Annotated in this window: 21 protein-coding genes; 12 read left to right on the top strand and 9 right to left on the bottom strand. The window is 38.1% G+C overall.

The features are described from left to right. Positions 1–37: 37 nt before the first annotated feature. Together ACJVDK_RS14155 and ACJVDK_RS14160 are read left to right on the top strand one after the other, a co-directional pair. Positions 38–1,465 carry an L-serine ammonia-lyase gene (locus ACJVDK_RS14155; RefSeq protein ID WP_443937319.1) on the top strand — a complete coding sequence of 476 codons (1,428 nt, stop codon included), beginning with the start codon at positions 38–40 and terminating at the stop codon, positions 1,463–1,465. Between the two features lie 113 nt (positions 1,466–1,578). Next, entirely contained in the window at positions 1,579–2,772 is a 1,194-nt protein-coding gene (locus ACJVDK_RS14160; RefSeq protein WP_443937320.1) for an aminopeptidase C, read from the top strand. 101 nt (positions 2,773–2,873) lie between these two features. Here the strand turns inward: ACJVDK_RS14160 and ACJVDK_RS14165 are convergent, their stop codons facing one another. Then, positions 2,874–3,785 carry an AEC family transporter gene (locus ACJVDK_RS14165; RefSeq protein WP_443937321.1) on the bottom strand — a complete coding sequence of 304 codons (912 nt, stop codon included), beginning with the start codon at positions 3,783–3,785 and terminating at the stop codon, positions 2,874–2,876. Between the two features lie 42 nt (positions 3,786–3,827). After that, positions 3,828–5,087, bottom strand: a complete 1,260-nt coding sequence (locus tag ACJVDK_RS14170; protein WP_443937322.1) for a DEAD/DEAH box helicase — start codon at positions 5,085–5,087, stop codon at positions 3,828–3,830. A 299-nt stretch (positions 5,088–5,386) separates the two neighbouring features. Here ACJVDK_RS14170 and ACJVDK_RS14175 point away from each other — a divergent pair, with 299 nt between their 5' ends. The 4 genes from ACJVDK_RS14175 (at position 5,387) to ACJVDK_RS14190 (ending at position 9,093) form a co-directional block, all read left to right on the top strand. Continuing rightward, the gene (locus ACJVDK_RS14175) at positions 5,387–6,031 is read left to right on the top strand and encodes an HD domain-containing protein (protein WP_443937323.1); all 645 of its coding nucleotides are present in this window, start codon (positions 5,387–5,389) and stop codon (positions 6,029–6,031) included. 58 nt (positions 6,032–6,089) lie between these two features. Next, a complete protein-coding gene (locus ACJVDK_RS14180) occupies positions 6,090–7,115 on the top strand; it encodes a sensor histidine kinase (protein ID WP_443937324.1) in 1,026 nt (341 codons plus the stop codon). 313 nt (positions 7,116–7,428) lie between these two features. Next, a complete protein-coding gene (locus ACJVDK_RS14185) occupies positions 7,429–8,070 on the top strand; it encodes a DUF47 domain-containing protein (RefSeq protein ID WP_443937325.1) in 642 nt (213 codons plus the stop codon). A gap of 12 nt (positions 8,071–8,082) precedes the next feature. Further along, complete coding sequence (locus ACJVDK_RS14190) at positions 8,083–9,093, top strand: inorganic phosphate transporter (RefSeq protein ID WP_443937326.1); 1,011 nt, start codon at positions 8,083–8,085, stop codon at positions 9,091–9,093. A 41-nt stretch (positions 9,094–9,134) separates the two neighbouring features. Here the strand turns inward: ACJVDK_RS14190 and ACJVDK_RS14195 are convergent, their stop codons facing one another. From ACJVDK_RS14195 to ACJVDK_RS14205, 3 genes are read right to left on the bottom strand one after another with little or no spacing between them, the layout of a single operon-like run. After that, positions 9,135–9,752 (bottom strand): FMN-binding negative transcriptional regulator, encoded by a 618-nt coding sequence (locus ACJVDK_RS14195; RefSeq protein ID WP_443937327.1) that lies wholly within the window; start codon positions 9,750–9,752, stop codon positions 9,135–9,137. Between the two features lie 47 nt (positions 9,753–9,799). After that, positions 9,800–11,365: a carboxypeptidase-like regulatory domain-containing protein gene (locus tag ACJVDK_RS14200; RefSeq protein WP_443937328.1), complete on the bottom strand. Its 1,566-nt coding sequence runs from the start codon at positions 11,363–11,365 to the stop codon at positions 9,800–9,802. Further along, complete coding sequence (locus tag ACJVDK_RS14205; protein ID WP_443937329.1) at positions 11,358–11,936, bottom strand: RNA polymerase sigma factor; 579 nt, start codon at positions 11,934–11,936, stop codon at positions 11,358–11,360. The genes ACJVDK_RS14200 and ACJVDK_RS14205 overlap by 8 nt, the downstream gene beginning before the upstream one ends. Positions 11,937–12,038: 102 nt before the next feature. On the opposite strand from ACJVDK_RS14205, the gene ACJVDK_RS14210 reads away from it, so the two are divergent. Continuing rightward, the gene (locus ACJVDK_RS14210; RefSeq protein ID WP_443937330.1) at positions 12,039–13,943 is read left to right on the top strand and encodes a YfbK domain-containing protein; all 1,905 of its coding nucleotides are present in this window, start codon (positions 12,039–12,041) and stop codon (positions 13,941–13,943) included. Next, complete coding sequence (locus ACJVDK_RS14215; protein WP_443937331.1) at positions 13,930–14,691, top strand: DUF4197 domain-containing protein; 762 nt, start codon at positions 13,930–13,932, stop codon at positions 14,689–14,691. Before ACJVDK_RS14210 ends, ACJVDK_RS14215 begins: the two co-directional genes overlap by 14 nt. Before the next feature lies 1 nt (position 14,692). Here ACJVDK_RS14215 and ACJVDK_RS14220 read toward each other — a convergent pair whose 3' ends face one another. Then, a complete protein-coding gene (locus ACJVDK_RS14220; RefSeq protein ID WP_443937332.1) occupies positions 14,693–14,959 on the bottom strand; it encodes a helix-turn-helix domain-containing protein in 267 nt (88 codons plus the stop codon). Between the two features lie 102 nt (positions 14,960–15,061). Continuing rightward, the gene (locus tag ACJVDK_RS14225) at positions 15,062–16,249 is read right to left on the bottom strand and encodes a THUMP domain-containing class I SAM-dependent RNA methyltransferase (RefSeq protein WP_443940054.1); all 1,188 of its coding nucleotides are present in this window, start codon (positions 16,247–16,249) and stop codon (positions 15,062–15,064) included. Positions 16,250–16,308: 59 nt separating this feature from the next. Here ACJVDK_RS14225 and ACJVDK_RS14230 point away from each other — a divergent pair, with 59 nt between their 5' ends. The 3 genes from ACJVDK_RS14230 to ACJVDK_RS14240 all read left to right on the top strand — a co-directional run bounded on the left by ACJVDK_RS14230 (position 16,309) and on the right by ACJVDK_RS14240 (position 19,506). Next, entirely contained in the window at positions 16,309–16,677 is a 369-nt protein-coding gene (locus ACJVDK_RS14230; protein ID WP_443937333.1) for a DUF3127 domain-containing protein, read from the top strand. Between the two features lie 185 nt (positions 16,678–16,862). Further along, the gene (locus ACJVDK_RS14235) at positions 16,863–18,704 is read left to right on the top strand and encodes a sensor histidine kinase (RefSeq protein WP_443937334.1); all 1,842 of its coding nucleotides are present in this window, start codon (positions 16,863–16,865) and stop codon (positions 18,702–18,704) included. Between the two features lie 106 nt (positions 18,705–18,810). Further along, positions 18,811–19,506 carry a response regulator transcription factor gene (locus ACJVDK_RS14240; RefSeq protein ID WP_443937335.1) on the top strand — a complete coding sequence of 232 codons (696 nt, stop codon included), beginning with the start codon at positions 18,811–18,813 and terminating at the stop codon, positions 19,504–19,506. A gap of 48 nt (positions 19,507–19,554) precedes the next feature. Here the strand turns inward: ACJVDK_RS14240 and ACJVDK_RS14245 are convergent, their stop codons facing one another. Continuing rightward, positions 19,555–20,382: a menaquinone biosynthesis family protein gene (locus ACJVDK_RS14245; protein ID WP_443937336.1), complete on the bottom strand. Its 828-nt coding sequence runs from the start codon at positions 20,380–20,382 to the stop codon at positions 19,555–19,557. A 56-nt stretch (positions 20,383–20,438) separates the two neighbouring features. Then, positions 20,439–21,071 carry a futalosine hydrolase gene (mqnB, locus tag ACJVDK_RS14250; RefSeq protein WP_443937337.1) on the bottom strand — a complete coding sequence of 211 codons (633 nt, stop codon included), beginning with the start codon at positions 21,069–21,071 and terminating at the stop codon, positions 20,439–20,441. Between the two features lie 118 nt (positions 21,072–21,189). On the opposite strand from mqnB, the gene ACJVDK_RS14255 reads away from it, so the two are divergent. Next, the gene (locus tag ACJVDK_RS14255; protein WP_443937338.1) at positions 21,190–21,600 is read left to right on the top strand and encodes a 6-pyruvoyl trahydropterin synthase family protein; all 411 of its coding nucleotides are present in this window, start codon (positions 21,190–21,192) and stop codon (positions 21,598–21,600) included. Positions 21,601–21,622 lie beyond the last annotated feature (22 nt).

Raw genomic sequence — 21,622 nt, forward strand, 5'->3', positions numbered from 1 at the left:
GATGTATATCCGATATGTTGATATAATCTATTGTAAAATGATTAAAGAACAAATTTCAGTTTTCGATATTTTTAAAATAGGCATAGGTCCGTCAAGCTCGCATACTTTGGGGCCTTGGCGTGCAGCCCAACAATTTACTCAATCGCTTATACAACAAGGTTTAATGGAGGATGTTGAGGCTATAAAGATTTTGCTTTATGGTTCCTTAGCAAAAACCGGAAAAGGCCACGGAACAGATGTAGCCATTTTATTAGGTTTAACCGGTGCAGACCCCGTAACATTTGATGTTAACGAGGTTATGCCAACTTTTCATCGCATTCAAAAAGAGAAAGAATTAAACCTCGCTACCAAAGGAAACATTGCTTTTGATTATGCAAACGACTTACTCTTCTTATTTGCAGAGAGTCTGCCATTTCACCCTAATGCCGTAACTTTTCAAGCATTCTTATCTTCTGGAAAAGCATTTTCTGAAACATATTATTCAATAGGCGGTGGTTTTGTGGTAAAAGAGGGCGAAGATAATTCAAGTAAAAAGCAAGTAGATTTGCCTTTCCCAATTGATAAAGCAAAGGAGTTATTGCATTGGTGTTTATCAACGGGGTTAAAAGTAAGCGAAGTAGTTTTGGAAAACGAACTAGCTTGGCGTAAAGAAGAAGAAACTAAAAAAGGAATATTGCAACATTTCGCAGTAATGCGCGATTGCATTTACCGTGGATGCCATACAACTGGGTTTTTGCCAGGGGGATTGGATGTTGCACGGAGAGCTTTTGCCTTGAATAAGCGCTTAATAGGCAAACAGGCATACAACGATTTTGATTCATGGGTGGCCGCCATTCGAAATGGTGGAAATGGATTTAATTATATTTTAGATTGGGTAAGTTGCTTTGCATTGGCTGTAAATGAAGAAAATGCATCGTTCGGAAGAGTGGTAACCGCGCCTACAAATGGTGCCGCGGGCGTAATTCCAGCCGTTTTGCAATACTTTATCACTTTTTGCGATGGCTATAGCGAAACGAAAATAATTCAATTCATTGCTTGTGCCTCCGAAATAGGAAGTATTTTTAAAAAAGGAGCAACCATCTCGGCAGCAATGGGCGGATGTCAGGCCGAAATAGGCGTGTCATCGGCAATGGCAGCGGCGGCATTAACCGAATGTTTAGGCGGTTCGCAAAGACAGGTTTTAATGGCTGCAGAAATAGCCATGGAGCATCATTTAGGTTTAACCTGCGATCCCATTGGTGGTTTGGTTCAAATTCCTTGCATCGAGCGAAATACCATGGGAGCAATAAAAGCCATTACGGCAAGTCAGTTGGCTTTACAAAGTAATCCAGATAAAGCAAAGGTGAGTTTAGATGCAGTAGTAAACACCATGTGGGAAACAGCACTCGACATGAATGCTAAATACAAAGAAACCTCAGACGGTGGTTTGGCAACAAATATTCCCATTAGTTTGCCAGAATGTTAACCAAAAGCCTTTTATTACATTCTTATTACTGAATGCGATGATTTTTAATTCAAAAATTCTGCTGTAACTAGACAACAATTAATAAATTCGCAGCCAAACAATTATTCATAAAAATGATCAACTACACCAAACTTAGTGTGATTGGTTTGACCTTGTCATTGTCTTCAATGGTATCTTTTGGTCAAGACAATCTTGTTAATTCGTTAAAAAACAATCAAAGTGAAAATAGCAAAAGTGCTTTTCAATTTACACCCGTAATTAATTTAGAAAATACATCGGTTAAAAACCAAGGATCTTCAGGTACATGCTGGAGCTATTCTACCAACTCATTTTTAGAGTCTGAAATGATTAAAGCTGGAAAAGAGCCTGTAGAATTATCACAACTTTTCTCAGCTAGAAATGCTTATGTAGAAAAAGGGAAAAACTATGTACGTATGCATGGAGCAGTTGCTTTGGGCGATGGAGGTGCCTTGCACGATGTAATTAATATGTATAAACAATATGGAGCTGTTCCAAGAGAAGTTTATACCGGTTTAAATTATGGCACAACCATGAATAAAACAGCTGAAATGGGCCAAATGGAAAAAAGCGTGCTAGAAGCAGTGGTTAAAAATGCAAATGGCGACTTAACACCAAATTGGTTAAAAGCATATACGGCTGTAATTGATGCTTATTTAGGCGCAGTACCAGAAAACTTCACTTTTAAAGGTAAAAACTACACGCCAAAAACTTTTGCAAAAGAAGTGGTAGGCATTCATCCAGATAACTACGTTGAATTATCATCATTTAATGATCATCCCTTCTACAGTCAATTTACATTGTTAGTTCCAGACAATTGGGCTTTTGGACAGGTATACAACGTTAAAGTAAACGAGTTAACCGAAATTATTGACAATTCTTTAAAAGCGGGTTACACGGTTGCTTGGGCAACTGATGTAAGTGAAAAAGGTTTCAGTTGGAAAAACGGTGTTGCATACGTTCCTCAAACACCTTTTGAGAGCATGAGTGTACAGCAAAAAAATGATATGTTCAATGGCCCTAAAGCAGAAATGACCATTACACAAGAAAATCGTCAAGTAGCTTTTGATAATTACCAAACCACGGATGACCATGGTATGCACATTGTTGGTTTAGCAAAAGATCAAACAGGCAAAGAATATTACATCGTTAAAAACTCTTGGGGTGCAAGTAACGATTACAAAGGATATTTGTACGTAACAAAGAACTATGTTCAGTATAAAACTACTGCGATTTTATTAAACAAAGCAGGAATTCCAGGTGCTATTTCTAAGAAATTAGGATTATAGTTTACCTCAATTTTCTAAAGAAGGGCTGAATAAAAACACATATTCAGCCCTTCTTTTGTTTTGATGTCGTGTTTAGCTCAATTAATCCTTACCGAAACGCATTAAAACCAACCCGTATGGTTTAAAATAAAATACCAAAAGATTGTCGTAATAAACGAAAGCAAAATCCCTATCCCAACCACTAAATTCGATACTTTAGGATTTAGATTGTATTGCTCAGCAACCAGTCCGGCGGTTAATAAAGTAGGCATGGCCATTTCAAAAATGGCAATTTTGGTAATGATGCCCTGTAACCCAAGCAATAAAGCTACGCAAGTAACGGTAAATGGAGCTAGAATTAATTTAAAAAGCAATGCATAACTAATATGCTTTAGTTCGCCATACCAGCCGCCAAACCGGAGTTGTAAACCAATGGAAAATAGTGCCAAAGGACCTACTGTTCCAGCCAGTTTATCAAAAAGCGGATTTAATGGAGAAATATCAAAAAGTCTTGGAAGGGTTAAGGCCAAAACACAGCCAATTAAAGGAGGAAAAGTTAGCACCCTTTTTAACACAACACCTGCTGTTAGCTTTTGATTTTGTGAAGAGCGAATGGCTACAACAATGCCAATGGTCGATAAAAGCGCAAAGGTTACCTGGTCACAAATAATCGCAATGCCAAGTTCTTTTTCACTGAAATAGGCTGCAATTAAGGGGAAACCAATAAAAGAAGTGTTGCTGAGCGAGCTAGTAAGCTTTAATCCACCCGAAGTAGCCTTACTAATTTTTTTAAAGCGGCTGTACAGGGATATAAAAAGCCAGCCCGTTAGCCAAATCAAAACCGGAGCTAATGCCGGAAAAAGAAGTTCATTTGTCCAAACAATATGTGGCAAATACTTAAATGAAACCGCAGGTAGCGCAATGTAGATAATCCAAGCGTTAATGCCTTTATGAGCATCTTTCGGCAGGGTTTTGCTCTTCCTAAAGATAATTCCCGCTAAAATGCATACAGCAATCAGGATGAAATTTGCCACGCAAAGAAGAAGTTTTAGTTAAAATAAAAGTATACAGGTTAATTATAAAGTTTCACTGCTTTTTTCGCTTGTAGTCGTGGTTTTTTTTGGTTTTTTCTTACGCCAATTTTTCTTCTTGTCTTTTTTGTAGCCATTCTGCGCAGGTTTTTTCTCTTCCACAGCTACTATTTCAATTGCTTGAATGCTTTCTGGCAAAGGCATTTTAGGCACTTCCTTTTCTATCAGCTTTTCAATGGTGTCAAATTTGCGTTTATCGCGCTTATTAACCAAAGTAATGGCTGTTCCAGTACTGGCAGCCCTTGCTGTTCTACCAATGCGATGCACATAGTCGGCCGGATCATTAGGTACATCAAAATTAACAACCAAATCAACGCCCTCTACATCAATTCCACGCGATAAAACATCCGTTCCAATTAAAATACCCAAACGTTTATTTTTAAAGGCCAATAATATCTCCTCACGTGCCGATTGATCTAAATCTGAATGAAAAGCCTCAGCCTTAATCCCTAAATTTTTAAAAGCCTTGTACAGCGACTTAACTTTTTCTTTTGTTGAGGCAAAAATAATGCTGCTTTTAAACTGACCACTTTTAAAAATTTCGCTCAATAAAGCTTCCTTTTGTTGGTCGTGAATAAAATACGCCTGTTGATTAATACCTTCAGCAGGTTTGGCAATCGAAATGGTAATGTGCTTTGGTTCCTGCAAAATACGACTCGCCATGTTGCGGATTTTTGGCGCCATGGTAGCCGAAAATAAAAGCGTTTGCCTTTCCTTAGGCAGATAACTGATTATTCGAATTATATCATCATAAAACCCCATATCCAGCATTCTATCCGCCTCATCCAAAATCAAATGCTGTAAATGCTGTAATTTTAAAACGCCCGACGATAAATGAGACAACAATCTACCAGGAGTGGCAATAATAATATCAACTCCTTCGCGCATCGAACGTTTTTGTTGCTCGTACGCAATACCATCGCCTCCACCATACACCGCTAAAGAGCTAATATTGGTAAAATAAGCCAAGGCTTCTACTTGCAAATCAATTTGTTGCGCAAGTTCACGTGTGGGCGCTAAAATTAAAGTATTGTTGTGCCGGTCTGTTGCGCGACTAATTTTGTCCATTACGGGTAATAAATAACTAGCCGTTTTACCCGTTCCCGTTTGGGCACACGCAATCAAGTCGTGATTCTCTAAAATAACCGGAATAGCTTGTTCTTGTATAGGAGTAGCGCTTTTATACCCCATGGCCATTAAGCCTTCATGCAAATCGGGGTTAAAATTAAAGTCGTTAAAATTCAATACGTTATGTTTTATGATTTTAGCAAAAGTACCTTAAAATATTGCAAAACACAATACTTCTTTAGAAAAGGACGGTTCTGCGCCTTTGGGAGCTTTCAGCCCTGCTTTTTGTTACAATCTTTTTTGTGAACGTTCATCAAACAGGAAAGCGAAGCCACAAAAAAGTATTTCCACGTCAATCAGGTTTATGAAACAACTGATGTGCATTAAACGCAAATTTCCAAGGTTTCTGTGGAAAATTAGAGCCGTAACAGTCCAAAACTTAGCGGCTATTTCTTAGCTTTGAATTTTACCCATTTATGAAAGATTTAATAGCGAAAACCATTCAATTTGTTCAAAAAACATTAGAAAACGCCGAAGCAGGTCACGATTGGTTTCACATTGAGCGTGTTTTTAAAACCAGTATCACCATCAATGAAATAGAAAAAGGCGATGCGCAAGTGGTTTCCTTTGCAGCCTTATTGCACGATATTGCGGATCCAAAATTTAACAATGGCGATGAAGCCATTGGACCCAATACTGCGGAAGCTTTTTTAAACTCAATTGGTGTATCGCCAGAAGTGGTCGCCCATGTGAAATTGATTATTCAGAACATGTCGTTTAAAAATAGTTTTGATGGAGTGGGTTTTACTTCAAAAGAGATGGAAATTGTACAAGATGCGGATCGTTTAGATGCCATCGGGGCCATAGGTATTGCACGCGCATTTACGTACGGTGGATTTAAAAATCGCACATTGTATGACCCTGCAATTAAACCCAAACAGCATTTAACAAAAGAAAGCTATAAAAATACAACGGCACCAACCATCAATCATTTCTATGAGAAACTGCTCTTATTAAAAGATAAAATGAATACCACAACAGGTAAAGCCATGGCAGCGGAACGACATGCTTTTATGCTGGACTACTTAACGCATTTTTATCAAGAGTGGGAGGGAAAATAACAACGGTTAACCGTTATATTGTTAACGAACATTTAACATAAAACACCTACATTGCGTCATGAAATTAAGCGTCCTTGTTTTAATTACAGCCTTGGCTGTAGGCCTATCAATAGGCTTGGTTAATTTTTACTTCGAACGAAGCTGGTATTTTTTCTCCATTTCTTTTGGCGTTTCGTTCATGTGTAGTTTTTTGGTTTTTTACTATTTGCTGGAAAAATACATTTACACCAAAATTAAACTCATTTATAAGCTTATTCATAATTTAAAGTTGGGTAAAGATTTAAAAGATGCCTTGGGCGAATATGTAAGTTCAGACCCGATAAATGATGTAGAGCAAGAAGTAAAGGAGTGGGCGGGCGCCAAAAAGAAGGAAATAGACATGCTTAAAAAGCAAGAACAATTTCGTCGCGAGTTTCTTTCCAATGTATCACATGAATTTAAAACACCTCTTTTTGCCATTCAAGGATATATAGAAACCCTACAAGACTGTTTGGTAGACGACCCCGATCAAGCTGTACTATTTTTAAAGAAAGCAGAAAAAAATGTGGAGCGCTTAAGTTATTTGATAGGCGATTTAGATGCTATTTCGAAATTAGAAACGGGTGAAGCGCCTATTAATTATCAGAAATTCGATTTTGTGTTGCTGGCAAAAGAGGTTATGGAGAATTTGGAAGACCGCGCACAAGCAAAAAACATCAAATTATTTTTTAAAGATAAATACAATACTGCTACCATGGTATTGGCCGATCGTGAAAAAATTGGACAGGTATTGATTAACTTAATTGAGAACAGCATTAAGTATGGTTTGGAGAACGGAGAAACCGCTATAAAAATTTTCGAACTTCATGATCAATTCTTAATTGAAGTTACCGACAACGGAATTGGCATTGAAGAGAAGCATTTACTGCGCTTATTTGAACGTTTCTACCGCATTGATACGCATCGTGCGCGTGAAGTGGGTGGAACTGGTTTAGGCTTGGCCATTGTGAAACACATTTTAGAAGCACAACAACAAACCATTTCAGTGCGTAGTACACCTGGTATAGGCACCACTTTTGCTTTTACACTTCAAAAAGCGAATTAATAAATTTTAGATTTTTGTCAGATTTTTACCGACGAAGCACAGACTTTGTGAATAAACCTGATTGGCAGGGAAAGCCTTTTTGGGGTTCTTTATATTTTAAGAAGGGCAATTCCCAAAAAGCTTGTACTAAAAGCAGGGCTGCAGCTTGTGTTTAGCCCCATCATTCGTTTGTATATACCTGTTTTTAATATGTAATTTAGTGGGAATCAGTTGTTAATTTTTTATCAGTGTAGTGTAAAGCCTTAATATAATTCGTAACTTAACATTAACTTAACATTGGCCTTGTAGCTTTGCAGCATTATTAAAAAACAACATGAACAATATTTTTAAGTTCTTTACTCCGCAAGATAAAAAGTTTCATCCCCTTTTTGAACAAGCAGGTAGCAATGCTTTGGCAATTGCTGAAACACTTTTAGAGATGGTTAGTACAGCTGATGCTGAAAAAAGAAAGACCATTTTTAAAGAAATTGAACGCTTAGAGCACGTTGGAGACGATATTACCCATTCAATTTTTCTTGAATTAAGTAGAAATTTTATTACTCCTTTTGATAGAGAGGATATTCACGCTTTAGCTACTGCGGTAGATGATGTGGCTGATTATATTTATGGTACGGCTAACCGTATGCAAATGTATAACATGGATAGCATTAACGAGCCAGTAGTAAAAATTGCTGAGCTTTTGGTTGAAATGTGTGGCGATATTGATAAAGCTATTAAAGAACTTAGAAATTTCAAAAACATTCGTGTTATTGCCGATGCGTGTATTCGTATTAACAGCGGTGAAAACCAAGCTGATTATGTATTTACCTTGGCGGTTGCTCGTTTGTTTGAATTTGAAACAAATGCTATTGAATTAATTAAACAGAAAGAGGTTTTACAAACAATCGAAAAAGCAACAGATAAATGTGAAGATGTTGCAAATGTGCTTGAAACTATCCTTGTTAAAAACGCTTAATAAAAAACAAATATGGTAACTACCTTATTGGTTGTAGTTGTAATACTTGCCATTGCGTTCGATTACATTAACGGTTTCCACGATGCCGCGAATTCGATTGCAACAATTGTATCTACAAAAGTACTCTCGCCTTTTCAGGCGGTTTTATGGGCGGCATTATTTAATTTCGCAGCTTATTTCTATTTTACCGATCATAAAGTTGCCAATACGGTAGCGAAAACGGTAATTGAAAATTATATTACATTAGAGGTTATTTTAGCAGGCTTAATTGCGGCTATTGTTTGGAATTTACTTACCTGGTGGTACGGAATTCCATCAAGTTCATCACATACGTTAATCGGTGGTTTTGCAGGTTCAGGCATGATGCATGCTTTTTTAACTGGAGCAAGCCCGATTGATGCGGTTAATATGCAATATGTGATTAAAATTGTATCGTTCATTGTATTGGCACCGGTTATTGGTATGGTTATTTCGGTAATTATTACCCTGATAATCATTAATATTTGCCGCTATGCCAAGCCTGCTACCGCAGAGAAATGGTTTAAACGATTACAGTTATTGTCATCAGCTGCGTTGAGTTTTTTCCACGGAGGTAACGATGCGCAAAAAGTAATGGGTATTATTGCCACCGCTTTAATTGCAGCAAAAGTAATTCCAGATTTTGAAGCATTACCTGCATGGGTGCCAATCGCTTGTTATTCGGCAATCTCTTTAGGAACCATGAGTGGTGGTTGGAAAATTGTAAAAACGATGGGCTCAAAAATTACCAAAGTTACCGCTTTAGAAGGCGTAGCAGCGGAAGCAGCAGGTGCTGTAACCTTAGGTATTACCGAGCATTTTGCTATTCCGGTTTCTACAACACATACCATTACAGGTTCTATTGTTGGCGTAGGCGTGGTGAAAAGTGTATCGGCAGTGCGTTGGGGTGTAACCATTAACCTTATTTGGGCTTGGGTATTAACCATCCCGGTTTCGGCAACATTGGCCGGAATTATTTACGGTTTGATATACTATTTTAAATAATATAAACCTTAAATATAACAGAAGACTAAAGCCTAAACGCTTTAGTCTTTTTTTGTTTTAGCCATTTCTTGCGCAATTTGATTGGCAAGCGGATCATCGCTTTGTTGCAGGTTTTCAATAATCTTTTCCTGATTAAAGCTGGGATGGTTTTGGCTTAATTTAAAAGTTGCATTAATTTCCGTTACCGTAATTTCGAAACCTATAATGGCTTTTAAGTGCTTTTGAATGTACGCAGGATCTATTTTTGAAAAGGCCGAAGGACTCGTACTGTTTTCGTATTGCTCTGTTAATGCTTGAATGAGGTGGTAAGTTTCTTCAGGTGTAACTAAATTGAGCTTTCCTTTTACTTGTACACTTTTATAATTCCACGTAGATGCTTGTGCGGGTTCTTGGTAAACGGAGGCGCTCACATAGGCATGTGGACCATTGAATAAAACTAAAACGGCTTCATGCTGTGCAAAAGCTTCACAATGGTCAGATTTACGCATAACATGTCCGTATAATTTAAGGATGCCATCTTCTTGCTTAATAAGTAAGGGTACCTGGGTGGCCACAGGATAGATTCCGTCGTAAGAAATTACAGTGGCAAAAGGATGGGCTTGCATGAAAGCATGAATTTCCTCTTGATTGGTAACAGTAAATGGTGAAATTTTATACATGATGCCAAGTTTATTGAACAGAAAATGAGGGTTAATTCGGAGGCGAATTAAAAAGCAATGTTCAAAAAAGCTTGATTGTTTCCATTTTTAGGAAGAACCCAATCTGGCCCGTTTTCGACCAGGCGTTTTGCTTCTGCATCGGCTTCTTTATTTAAGCTCTTTACAATTTTTACACGCTGCGGCCGACCATTAGATGAAACTTTAAAGGATAGGCGAACATAATGCGCAGGGTTTGTTCCTTTGTACAGTTTATTATTGTACCGTAAATATTTGGTGTAATCAACCGTTGCATTTGGCGTAGGCTCTGTAATCTCTTTAGCCGATTTTTTATCGAGATCTTCAACAGATCTCAAAATAATTTTGGTTGCATGGATGGGGTCTTTTGAGCGGCCATTGCTGCCGGTAATAGCGGCAATTTCATTAATGGTTTTATTTCCGTTTAAAGCTTCTCGAATAACCGTTGGATTAGGCGCACCTTGAATAGTTAAGTCTTTGAAGCCATCGGCATTAATTTCAATAGGCTTATTTTGCGTTGAATTGTTAACCGGCAACGCAAAATTTCCCTGATTATCTGTTTTAGTAACATTCGATGTACCGGCAACTTTTACCGTTGCACCTTGAATAGGATGTCCATATTGGTCAACTACGTTTCCAAAATAGTTTACTTTGCCATTGTTTATTGTTGCCATTTCTGACACATCAGGTGCTTTTTTCAAGCTTTTTGCTTTACTACGCGTAACTACCACTTCATTTAAAGAATTTTCATTTTCTTTAAGCGAAATATTTAAGTTGTTTTTGGTATCGATTGCAGCAATGGCATTTTGATACCCAATATAGCCGATAGAGAGCGATTTAACTTTTGTGGTGTCTAAAGAGATGGAAAAATTTCCGTTGGCATCTGTTGTGGCTGCATTCGTTGTTCCCGTTGCTCTTACTACCGCACCTGCAATGGGTTGAGCATCATTTTGCGAAATTACTTTACCGCTGACGAACGCTTGTGGGATAGGAGCAGCAGGATTTGGGGTCGCAACTTTAAGCTCCATCTTTTCTGCCGCTTGTAGGTTAATTTGTTGCGCTTCTTTGTCTGCAACGTGTTCATTTTTTGCCAAGGCATCTTTTCGTGCCGATGCAATTACTTGCTCTATTTTCTCTTCTTTAGTAGGTTGCTTTATGGGACTTGTTTGAGGAGTTTCGGCAGGCTTCTCAGTAACAATGGGCTTGGTGTTGGCAATGGCTGTGCTCGTATCCAAATCGACCACAACACCTTGGGCCTTGTGTTTAGCAATGGCAGCTCTTCGATTTACTTCGCGGAGATAAAATAACGTGCTTACCGATATGAAAACAACAGCTGCAGTAGCGGCAATGCTTAAACGGTGAGAGGTTAGACCAAATAATTTGCGTTTAATGGGTTCATGTGCAATGCGGTCGTGCAGTTGTTTTTGCAATAAGGAAAGCTGTTGCTTACGCTTAGGCGATTGACGCAGACCTTCTAATGCTTCAGCAATAAAAGGATCGTCTAATTCCATGCGCTCAATAAAGTGCATTTCCTTAGCTTCAAGCTTACCATCCAAGTAATCCTCTAATACATCAATATTTAACCAGTCGCTATTCAACTTTATTTTTTTCTATACAGATTTTTAAATTCCGTTTACCATTTTGGATGTAACTCTTCACCTTAAGCATATCGTAGCCCGTTATGTCGGCCACTTCTTTGTAGCATTTTTCTTGTAAATAGAATAAATCTACACTTTTTCGTTGCTCTTCGGTTAGTGTTTCCATACATTTTTCCATGATGGTTAACTGTGTTTCTTTTGTGTCGTCGATAGAGAGATGCACAATTTCGGTATTTTCCACAAAAGTATCGTCAATAGATATATTGTTTTGTTTCGCTGATTTGCGTAAAGCCATTAAGCAATGGTTTCGTGTAAGCACATGTAACCAACTTTTAAAGTTTTGTACCTCATGAATCAGTAGCTTTTTTACTAGCTCCTCAAAAATTTGCATCACCGCATCTTTGCTTTGTTCCTCATCTTTTAAATAATTAAAGCAAACCCCAAAAACCAAATGCATGTACCGGTTATAAAGTTTACCCAATACATCTAAACTGCCCGAGTTTTTGTACTCTGCTACAAGTTCTGTATCGCTTTGTGGGTTTTGCCCCGATGTGGTTTTTATAAACTTCAAAAAATGCCGGTTCTATCGAATTACATTTCAAGTATAAAGAATATTTTTCAGTATCGATATGGAAATTATCGGTTCATTACATCATTACTGAAAAATTGGATTATGAAAAACATACTTTTTATTCTCTTTACTTTTATTTACTTGGTTGGTTTTAAAGTAGATAGAAACAGAACAATTACCGGGGTAGTAACCGATGGTACAACCGCTTTAGCGGGGGTTATGGTGGTCGCAAATAACAGTAAAGCAATAGCTGTGAGCGATGCAAACGGAAAATTTAGCTTGGGTGTTGGCACACAAGATACTGAACTAATGTTTCGATATATAGGCTATGAACAGCGTGAGGTTAAACTTAGTAAGCAGAATATGCTTTCTGTTGTGATGACAGCGAGCAAGCAGCAATTAAATGAGGTTACTGTTGCGGCGTACGAAATGAAAGAGAAGAAAGCTAGGCTGGCAGCTGCTGTTGCAATGCGGACAGAGAGTCGTCAATTGAAGCAGTTAAGCAGTATGTCGCCTAGGCCTATTTTGGGATATGCTCAACCGCTGAATCAAGAAAGTTACGCTACCATCAACGAAAATGGCTTTCACAGCGTAAAAAATGATCCTTTGTCGACGTTTTCCATTGATGTAGATGCTGCGGCCTATAGTAACGTTCGCCGTTATATCCGTTCGGGATCTTTGCCTCCTGCAGATGCTGTTAGAATTGAAGAAATGATTAATTATTTCGACTATTCATATACTGCGCCTACCAGAGATCATCCTGTAAATATTATTACCGATGTAGCGCCAGCCCCTTGGAATCCTGCGCATAAGCTTGTACAAATAGCATTGCAAGCAAAAAAGGTTTCGACGGAGAAATTGCCTGCCTCAAATTTGGTTTTCCTAATCGATGTTTCTGGTTCTATGGCTTCTGCCAATAAGCTTCCTTTGCTTATTTCTTCGCTTAAGTTGCTAACCAATCAATTAAGAGCGAAAGATAAAGTTTCTATTGTGGTTTACGCGGGTAGCTCAGGCGTGGTTTTGCCTCCTACTTCGGGTGATGCGAAAATTAAAATCAAAGAAGCGTTGGAGCGATTGCAAGCGGGAGGTTCTACCGCTGGAGGAGAAGGAATTGAATTGGCCTACAAAATAGCCAATGAGAATTTCATAAAGGGGGGCAATAATCGTGTTATTCTAGCCACCGATGGCGATTTTAATGTTGGCCCGAGTAGTGATAACGAAATGGAACGATTGATTGAAAATAAGCGTAAATCGAACATATTTTTAACCGTTTTAGGCTACGGCATGGGAAATTATAAAGATAGTAAAATGGAGTTGCTAGCAGATAAAGGCAATGGTAATTATGCGTATGTCGACGATATTACCGAGGCGAGAAAAGTGCTGGTAAACGAGTTTGGAGGTACACTATTTACGGTTGCAAAAGATGTAAAATTGCAGGTGGAGTTTAATCCCGGAAAGGTACAAGCATATCGCTTAATTGGGTATGAGAATCGCCTATTGAACAAAGAAGATTTTAACGATGATAAAAAAGATGCCGGTGAAATAGGATCGGGGCATACGGTAACGGCGTTATACGAGATTATCCCAGCGGGGATAAAAGATGATTTTTCTGGCTCGGTTGATGAGTTGAAATATCAAAAAACAACTGCTTCGAGAAATGACAATGCCGAAGAAATTTTAACGGTTAAACTGCGTTACAAAGAACCTAGCGGCCTTACAAGTAAATTGTTGACAAAAGCCATAAAAGATAAAGGCTTTTCAATGAATGAGATGAGCGATGATTTTAGATTTTCGGCCTCAGTGGCAGCATTCGGAATGTTATTAAGAGACTCCAAGTTTAAGCAAAATGCTACCTTTGATCAAGTTATCGCGCTCGCCGAAAAGGCAAAAGGAACGGATCGGGAAGGCTATCGTTCAGAGTTTATTAGTTTGGTGAAATCGGCCAAATTATTGGCAAACGATTTGCTTAGCCAAAAGCGTAAACACACAATGGATGAAAATAAATAAAATAATAATCGCGACCCTTGCTTTGGCGTTTATAACGAGGGCGGAAGTTCAAGCGCAGACAAAATTGGGTGATCTTTTAAATAAATTAGCCAAGAAGACAAGTCCGGTAGCGGGAGCAGGAACGCCAAGTTCGTTGGAGATTGGTCAAGGAATAAAAGAGGCCTTAGAATTAGGCGTTTCGGCAGGAGCCGATCGGTTGTCCATAAAAGATGGGTATTTCGGGAATTTGGCTGTAAAAATTCTAATGCCTCCTGAAGTACAAAAAGTGGAAAAAACCATGCGAGGATTAGGATTAAATTCGCTGTGCGACAATGTTGTGTTGAGTTTAAATCGAGCTGCGGAAGATGCAGCGAAAGAAGCGAAGCCGATCTTTATTTCAGCCATTAAACAGATGACTTTGACGGATGCTACCAACATCCTTTTAGGAAAGGAAAACGCAGCAACGGAATATTTTAAACGCAGTACTTCATCGCAATTAATGCAAAAGTTTAGTCCTATTATTACCGCAAGCTTAAATAAAGTAAACGCTACGAAATATTATACCGATTTAACGAAACAATATAATCGCTTGCCGTTGGTAAAACCAGTGAATACCAATTTAACCGAATACGTTAGTCAAAAGGCGATTGATGGCTTGTTTGTTGAAGTAGCGAAGGAAGAACTTAAAATACGCGGAAATTTGAGTTCTCGAAGTTCTACCTTGCTACAAAAAGTTTTCGGCTATGCCGATCAGAATAAAAAAAGCTAGTTTATTCAACCTGATCCAAGTGGATAATCTTAATTAACTCTGGATACTCTAAGGTTAAGAGCTTGGCAACATCAATTTCTAAAATAGAAGCCACGTGAAACAGGCGTTCTATGGTCAGTTTGCTGTAGCCAAGCTCTATTTTGCTGTAAGCATTTTGCGAAATTTTCAGCTTTGCAGCTAAATATTCTTGTGTGTAATCTCTAAATTCTCGGATCTTTCTAATGTTTTCTGAAACTTTTCTAGTCTTTAATGCAAATGTGTTGTTCATAGAGGAGTGATTTGTACTTCTATAAACGAAATTGGAGTAAAACTGGTTTTCTGAAAACTAAAAATATTTCAATTTTTTTATAAAATCCGTTAACGAAAGGCTTTAATTTGTTTCCACAGCTTCTTTTGGCGCACGTTTAGATCCGTCATACAATTCGTACTCAAGCATGCGGCAATCAAGTTTTCCGTTATAGAATTCAATTTTGCGCGAAGCTTTTAAGCCGATTTTCTTAGCCAAATCAGGGTTTCCGGTAAAGATATATCCTTTGTAACCTTTGCACTTGGTTTTCATAAAATCGCCCATACGTTTATAGGTAATTTCTAGTTTGCTGTGGGTTCCTAAGCGCTCACCATATTCGGGGTTAAATATTACCACGCCATTTGCGTCTTCAGGAACAGGCGTAAGTTCAAAATCACACACATGAAATTCGATAAGGTTTTCAACACCCGCTGTTTTTGCGTTGCGGCGTGTTACGTCAACAGCGTCTTCAGAAATATCAGAGGCAATAATTTTTAGGTCGATATTTTTAATTACCTGATCTTTTAAAATTCTTCGTTCTGCAAAAAAAGCTTCTTCATTATATCCCATGATGTGCATGAAGCCATAATTCATGCGGAATAAGCCAGGTGCACGGTTGGTAGCAATTAATGCTGCTTCTATTGCTAAGGTTCCAGAACCACACATGGGGTTGATAAAAGGAGATTTTTTATCCCATTGGCTCGCTAAAATGGTGCTAGCGGCTAATGCCTCTAACATAGGGGCCTTGCCAGGGATTTTCCGATAACCGTGTTTGGCCAAGGTTTCGCCCGAAGTATCGAGAAAAATATCGGCTTCGCTATCTTTCCAATACAAGTGAACAACGGCTTTATTGGCGTCGGAACCAGAGTTAGGACGCATTCCTTTTTTCTCTTTGATCCGATCGGCAATGGCGTCTTTAACCTTTAAGTTCGCAAATAAAGGCGTTGTAATGTTGGGGTTATCCACATTTGATGTTACCGAGAAATATCCACTAAAATCTATTAATTCCTCCCATTCAATGGCCTTTATTTCGTTGTATAAATCGTCAGGAGTTTTAGCTTTAAAGCTTTTTAAGGCATATAAAATCTGGCTGGCACAGCGCAAGTTTAAATTAAGCTTAATGCACTCGGTAAGGGTAATATTTAACGCTACACCGGTGGCAAACGAACGTTCAATGGTATAACCCAAGGCGCTTACTTCGTCTTGTAAATAAGGCGACAGGCGCTTGTTGCAGGTAATGATAACCTTGCTTTTATTGTGGAAAACTTGCATCATAATATATGCGAAGTTATCAATAAAATTATTGAGATTTGATGTTTATAGTACAAGTTATGGAAATTAAAGGAAAAATACACGAAGTAGGTGCTACACAACAGATAAGCGAGACGTTTAAAAAACGTGATTTAATTGTAGAATACGCAGAGAATCCAACCTATCCTGAATACATTCGTTTTGAGGCAATGCAAGATAAAACTGCGTTATTAGACGCATTTAAAGCTGGTGATGAAGTAGAGGTTTTCTTTAATTTACGTGGTCGCCCATGGACAGACAAAACAGGTAAAACATCGTACTTTAACAGTTTGGTTATTTGGCGTATAAATGCAGTTTCTGGCGCACAAGCAGCTCCAGCTACGCCTGCATATGCTACACCTGCTGATGTAAGTAACACTCCAGGAGAGGATGACGATTTACCTTTCTAATAAAGATCTTTTTTAAGTAAACAAGTTGATTAAAAACGCCGGAACATTCCGGCGTTTTTTTGTTTTAAGCGATTCTATTCCCTGTTAAAATATGTTAAAAACAATTGATGCAACTTAACATTCCTTAATTTTGTTAAACGTTTGATTAAAAAGACCTAAGGTCTGGCTAATAGGTATTCCGTTCAATGAAGAAGAAAAGCTTTTGGTTTATTACAGTTTTGATGACATTAGCCCTTTTAGGGGTTTTTGTGATGCAATTGTATTATATCCGTGAGTCATACAACTTAAAATCACAGCTTTTTGATGAACAAGTAAATAAAACGTTGAGTGATGTTGTGACCAAAGTTCAGCGCTTTAATGTGGCTCGACATCTCAATAAAAAAGACGAGGAGAATAAATTAAAGCACTATCAGGATGCTCGACAACGTGTTTTGGATATAAAAGAGCTTCGCCAACAATTTGCAGAGGAAGAAGATATTAGAAGAGAAGAGCGCCAAACCCTGATTGAAAATTATTTGAATCAGCAAGATAGTATCATTCGCGCAGAATACAGTATTCCGAAAATTATATCCGAAAATGATTTCAAATCTTTAACGTCGACACAACCTTCTATTTCCGGCGCTCGTTTAGATTTACAAATGGATGCCATCGTCGATATCAACAAATATACGTTGGAGCGATATAGCATGCGTTCTAAATTGTACTCTCCAGAGGCAAAAACCTTTAATTTTAGGAGCGCTCAAAATTTACCCGATACCGTTCGTTATTTAGTTTCAGACCCTTTTACAGGAAAACCTTTGTTGGTGGGTTTGCCCAAAATTTCGGACGATTTAGAAAAACGGTTTAAACGAGAGGATGCAATTGCCAAAAGGAAACTCGATTTGAAAATTGCTTCGATTGGGAAAGATACCATTGCCTACACACGATCGCGTTTAGTAGAAGATGTTTCAAAGGAGTTAGAAGAAGGCGATATTCCCTTAAACAAGCGAATTGATTTTAAATTTATTGGAGCGGTATTAAAAGAAGAGTTGCTAAACCACAATATCTATCAAACACCCGTTTACAAAATAGCGTCGAATAAAAATCATTCGATTGTCTTCATGGAAGTATCGAATAATAAGGGAGAATTTTTACCTCAAAACACGTATAAAACACCTCTTTTTGGAAACGATTTGTATCGAGATCCAGGAACTTTAATCGTTAGCTTCCCGTATAAAAACAGCGCTATTCTCGAAAACTTGAAAGCAATTTTAGTTTCATCAGTAGGTTTGTTGTTGGTATTGGTTTTCATCTTTAGTTATACCTTGTATGCCATTCTACGGCAGAAGAAATTGTCAGAAATGAAAAGTGATTTCATTAACAACATGACGCATGAATTTAAAACACCGGTTGCAACCATTATGATTGCAAGCGAGGCGTTAAAAGATCCTGAAATAACCGAAGATAAAAGACGTTTGCAACGATTAGCAGGCATGATTTACGATGAAAATGTTCGCTTGGGCGATCATATTGAGCGCGTTCTAAGCATCGCTAGAATGGAAAAGAACGAACTCGAAATGAATAACGCAGAGGTGGAAATGAACGACCTCATTTTAGTTGCCTTAGATAGCATGAGTTTACAGCTTCAAAAGCGACAGGCTATTTTACATGTGCATACGGATGCGGAAATGGCGACGGTTTTTGGCGATGAGCTACACTTATCAAATGTGCTTTATAATTTGATTGATAATGCCAATAAGTACAGTATTAGTACACCCGAGATAACGATTACCACACGAAATACCGATAAAAATTTAATAATTGAAATTGCGGATAAAGGAATCGGCATGACCAAGGAACATTCGAAACGAATTTTTGATCAATTCTATCGAGTGCCTACAGGAAATTTGCATGATGTGAAGGGCTTTGGCCTTGGATTGAACTATGTACGCGATATTGTTAGAAAAACAAATGGTAGCATTAAAGTACACAGTGAAAAAGACAAAGGAACGAGATTTGAAATCATCCTTCCGTTATACATAAAATAAATCGACACAAAGAGTGGTTTCGTCGATACTTTATTTCTATTGAAGTTTTCTTTAACGAAAATCGTAGATTTAAGTAGAATGCGCGTCTCCATAAATAATAATACAAATGAAAAAAATACTTTTGGTAGAAGACGATCCTAATTTAGGTTTATTGTTGCAAGATTATTTACAGCTGAAAGGGAAATTTGACGTGGTCTTATGCACCGACGGTGATGAGGGGCTAAAAGCTTTTAATAGACAGAATTTCGATTTATGTATTCTGGATGTGATGATGCCGAAGAAAGATGGATTTACATTAGGGAAAGATATTCGCAAAGTAAATGCGCAGGTTCCAATCATATTCGCAACGGCTAAAACCATGCTGGAAGATAAATCAGCTGCGTATGATTTAGGGGGAGACGATTACATCACCAAGCCGTTTCGAATTGAGGAACTGCTGTTGCGGATTAACGCACTGTTTAAACGCATTGCCAATACCTCTGATGGAGTAGAAACACCCATTGAAACAGAATTCTCCATTGGAAAATACACATTTGACTATACTTCGCAGTTGATTACAAGTGTCGATCATCAACAAAAATTATCCACCAAGGAAGCTGAATTGTTACGTTTGCTTTGCTTAAAGAAAAACGCTGTTCTTACACGAGAGGAAGCCTTGTTAAGCATCTGGCATGATGACAATTACTTTAACGGGCGTAGTATGGACGTATTTTTAAGTAAACTACGTAAATACCTCCGCGACGATTCAACTGTTGAAATCATCAATGTTCACGGTAAAGGGTACAAGCTTTTGGTGAATTAAAAAGAAATTTTGAATGAGAAATTGGGATTAAATTTCTCATTCGTTTCGTTATACGTATAATTGATCGGGCACAGCGGGAATGAGATTCCGTTCCTTTGCTAGGCTGAAGAGGGTGTCAATCGCTTTTCGCCCCTCGGCACCTAAATCAATACTGTATTTGTTTACATATAATTCAATGTGTTTGTACATCACAGCTTCATCCATCGCTTGGGCATGCTGTTTAATAAAATCCAAACTCGACGTTGGATTCGCAAAGGCATATTCAACAGATTTACGCACTAAACGATTCACCTTTTGTTGAATTTCGGTATCCAGTTTTCTGTTGATGACAATTCCTCCCAAAGGGATCGCACAACCGGTTAATTTTTCCCAATAATCGCCTAAATCAACAATTTTGGTTAAGCCTTTGTCTTGATAGGTGAATCTATTTTCGTGGATAATGAGGCCTAAATCGATGCTTTCATCGAGTAAAGCCGATTCAATTTCAGAAAATACCAGTTCTGTTTTGTTCTGCAACTGCGGATAAGCAATGCCGAGTAAAAAATTAGCGGTGGTGTAGGTGCCAGGTATGGCTACTTTTAAATGTTCGTTTAGGGTATCTGGCGTAAAATTTTTGCTGATTAACAAAGGGCCTACCCCAAAGCCCAATGCACTGCCGGCATCCAATAATAAATAGTTGTTTGCTACATAGGCAAAGGCATGAAAGCTTAGTTTGGTAATGTCCAATTCGGCTTTAAGCGCTTTTTGATTGAGCGTTTCCACATCGTCAAAAAACACCTCAAATTCTAATCCTTCGGTATCAATTTTATGATGAATAAGCGCATCAAAAATAAATGTATCATTTGGGCAAGGCGAAAAGCCTAAGGTTACTTTCATTCTTCAAATTTAACGGCTCCAACGTTGCGAATCGTCATAATCAATTCATATCTTTTTTAAAGCGTTTGTTGCTGTTCAATAAAATGAATCAACCAAGCGTTTAGATTTTTGATAGCCAAACCTATTTGCCAATTTTCCTTGTTTCGAGGTTCAACATAGTTGGAAACACTTCTTACTTGTAAACAATTGATTTTTTCTTGTTGGCAGGCGTAAAAGACAGCGGCGCCTTCCATGCTTTCTGTGCAAGGATTAAATCTTTCAATCAGCGAATCAATGGTTTTTTGATTTCCACTAACGCGATTAACCGTAATGCCTTTTACTTGGACAAGGGAAGTTGATGGGCTGAAAGACGAGCTGTATTTGTTCTCACCAAAGCCTAAATCGGTAATCGGCAAAAAGTCATCGTGGTTTTCCGCTCCCAGCTCAGCAAAGGTGTCTTCAGTAATGTGCAGCACGGTTCCTAATTCAATTTTTTGATCGAAACAACCTGCAATACCAACGTTTATAACCAAATGATATTGTTTTTGGCTGAGGGCTTTTCCCAATGCAAATGCCGTAGCAACCATCCCAACTCCTGTTATTAAAACATCGAAAAGCTTGCCGCTAATAAGATTATCAGCGGGTAAATTGAAGTGCTGGTAAAAAAGATTTACTTCTGCTTTGGTGGCAGCAACCACGAGTATTTTCATGTTTTAAAGGTAGTAAAAGCTTTTTTTATTGAGCTGTAATCGCCTCACAAAAGACATTGTTTTTAGTTTTTCTCTGTGCCCGACTTAATTCTGTATATTTGCATTTTATTTTTTTACAATGATTTACATAACGAGAAAAGCATCTTTTAATGCAGCGCACAAATTGTCGCGCACCGATTGGGATGACGAAAAAAATACGGAAGTTTACGGGAAATGTGCCAATCCAAACTGGCACGGACATAACTACTGGTTATACGTAACCGTTAAAGGAGAGGTAAATCCTGAAACGGGCTTCTTGGTGGATTTGAAATGGTTGAAAGATGTAATGAATACGTATGTAGTGGATAAATTGGATCATCGTAACCTGAATCTGGATGTTGATTTCATGAAAGGAAAATTAGCATCAACCGAGAATTTAGCCATCGAAATTTGGAAACAATTATTTGCTCCGATTGCTGAAAGTGGCGCGATTTTACACTCGGTAAAAATTTATGAAACCGAAAATAATTACGTAGAGTATTTTGGTTAATCCGAAAAAATAAGAAGCTTAC

The sequence above is a fragment of the Pedobacter paludisoli genome (assembly GCF_052344095.1).
Lineage (GTDB): Bacteria > Bacteroidota > Bacteroidia > Sphingobacteriales > Sphingobacteriaceae > Pedobacter.

Coding starts and splice junctions, on each gene's coding strand:
- ACJVDK_RS14215 (WP_443937331.1), top strand. CDS start 13,930: ATGAAAATAAATAAAATAATAATCGCGACCCTTGCTTTGGCGTTTATA.
- ACJVDK_RS14245 (WP_443937336.1), bottom strand. CDS start 20,382: ATGAAAGTAACCTTAGGCTTTTCGCCTTGCCCAAATGATACATTTATT.
- ACJVDK_RS14155 (WP_443937319.1), top strand. CDS start 38: ATGATTAAAGAACAAATTTCAGTTTTCGATATTTTTAAAATAGGCATA.
- ACJVDK_RS14220 (WP_443937332.1), bottom strand. CDS start 14,959: ATGAACAACACATTTGCATTAAAGACTAGAAAAGTTTCAGAAAACATT.
- ACJVDK_RS14180 (WP_443937324.1), top strand. CDS start 6,090: ATGAAATTAAGCGTCCTTGTTTTAATTACAGCCTTGGCTGTAGGCCTA.
- ACJVDK_RS14160 (WP_443937320.1), top strand. CDS start 1,579: ATGATCAACTACACCAAACTTAGTGTGATTGGTTTGACCTTGTCATTG.
- ACJVDK_RS14235 (WP_443937334.1), top strand. CDS start 16,863: ATGAAGAAGAAAAGCTTTTGGTTTATTACAGTTTTGATGACATTAGCC.
- ACJVDK_RS14230 (WP_443937333.1), top strand. CDS start 16,309: ATGGAAATTAAAGGAAAAATACACGAAGTAGGTGCTACACAACAGATA.
- ACJVDK_RS14225 (WP_443940054.1), bottom strand. CDS start 16,249: ATGCAAGTTTTCCACAATAAAAGCAAGGTTATCATTACCTGCAACAAG.
- ACJVDK_RS14240 (WP_443937335.1), top strand. CDS start 18,811: ATGAAAAAAATACTTTTGGTAGAAGACGATCCTAATTTAGGTTTATTG.
- ACJVDK_RS14210 (WP_443937330.1), top strand. CDS start 12,039: ATGAAAAACATACTTTTTATTCTCTTTACTTTTATTTACTTGGTTGGT.
- ACJVDK_RS14195 (WP_443937327.1), bottom strand. CDS start 9,752: ATGTATAAAATTTCACCATTTACTGTTACCAATCAAGAGGAAATTCAT.
- ACJVDK_RS14185 (WP_443937325.1), top strand. CDS start 7,429: ATGAACAATATTTTTAAGTTCTTTACTCCGCAAGATAAAAAGTTTCAT.
- ACJVDK_RS14175 (WP_443937323.1), top strand. CDS start 5,387: ATGAAAGATTTAATAGCGAAAACCATTCAATTTGTTCAAAAAACATTA.
- ACJVDK_RS14190 (WP_443937326.1), top strand. CDS start 8,083: ATGGTAACTACCTTATTGGTTGTAGTTGTAATACTTGCCATTGCGTTC.
- ACJVDK_RS14255 (WP_443937338.1), top strand. CDS start 21,190: ATGATTTACATAACGAGAAAAGCATCTTTTAATGCAGCGCACAAATTG.
- mqnB (WP_443937337.1), bottom strand. CDS start 21,071: ATGAAAATACTCGTGGTTGCTGCCACCAAAGCAGAAGTAAATCTTTTT.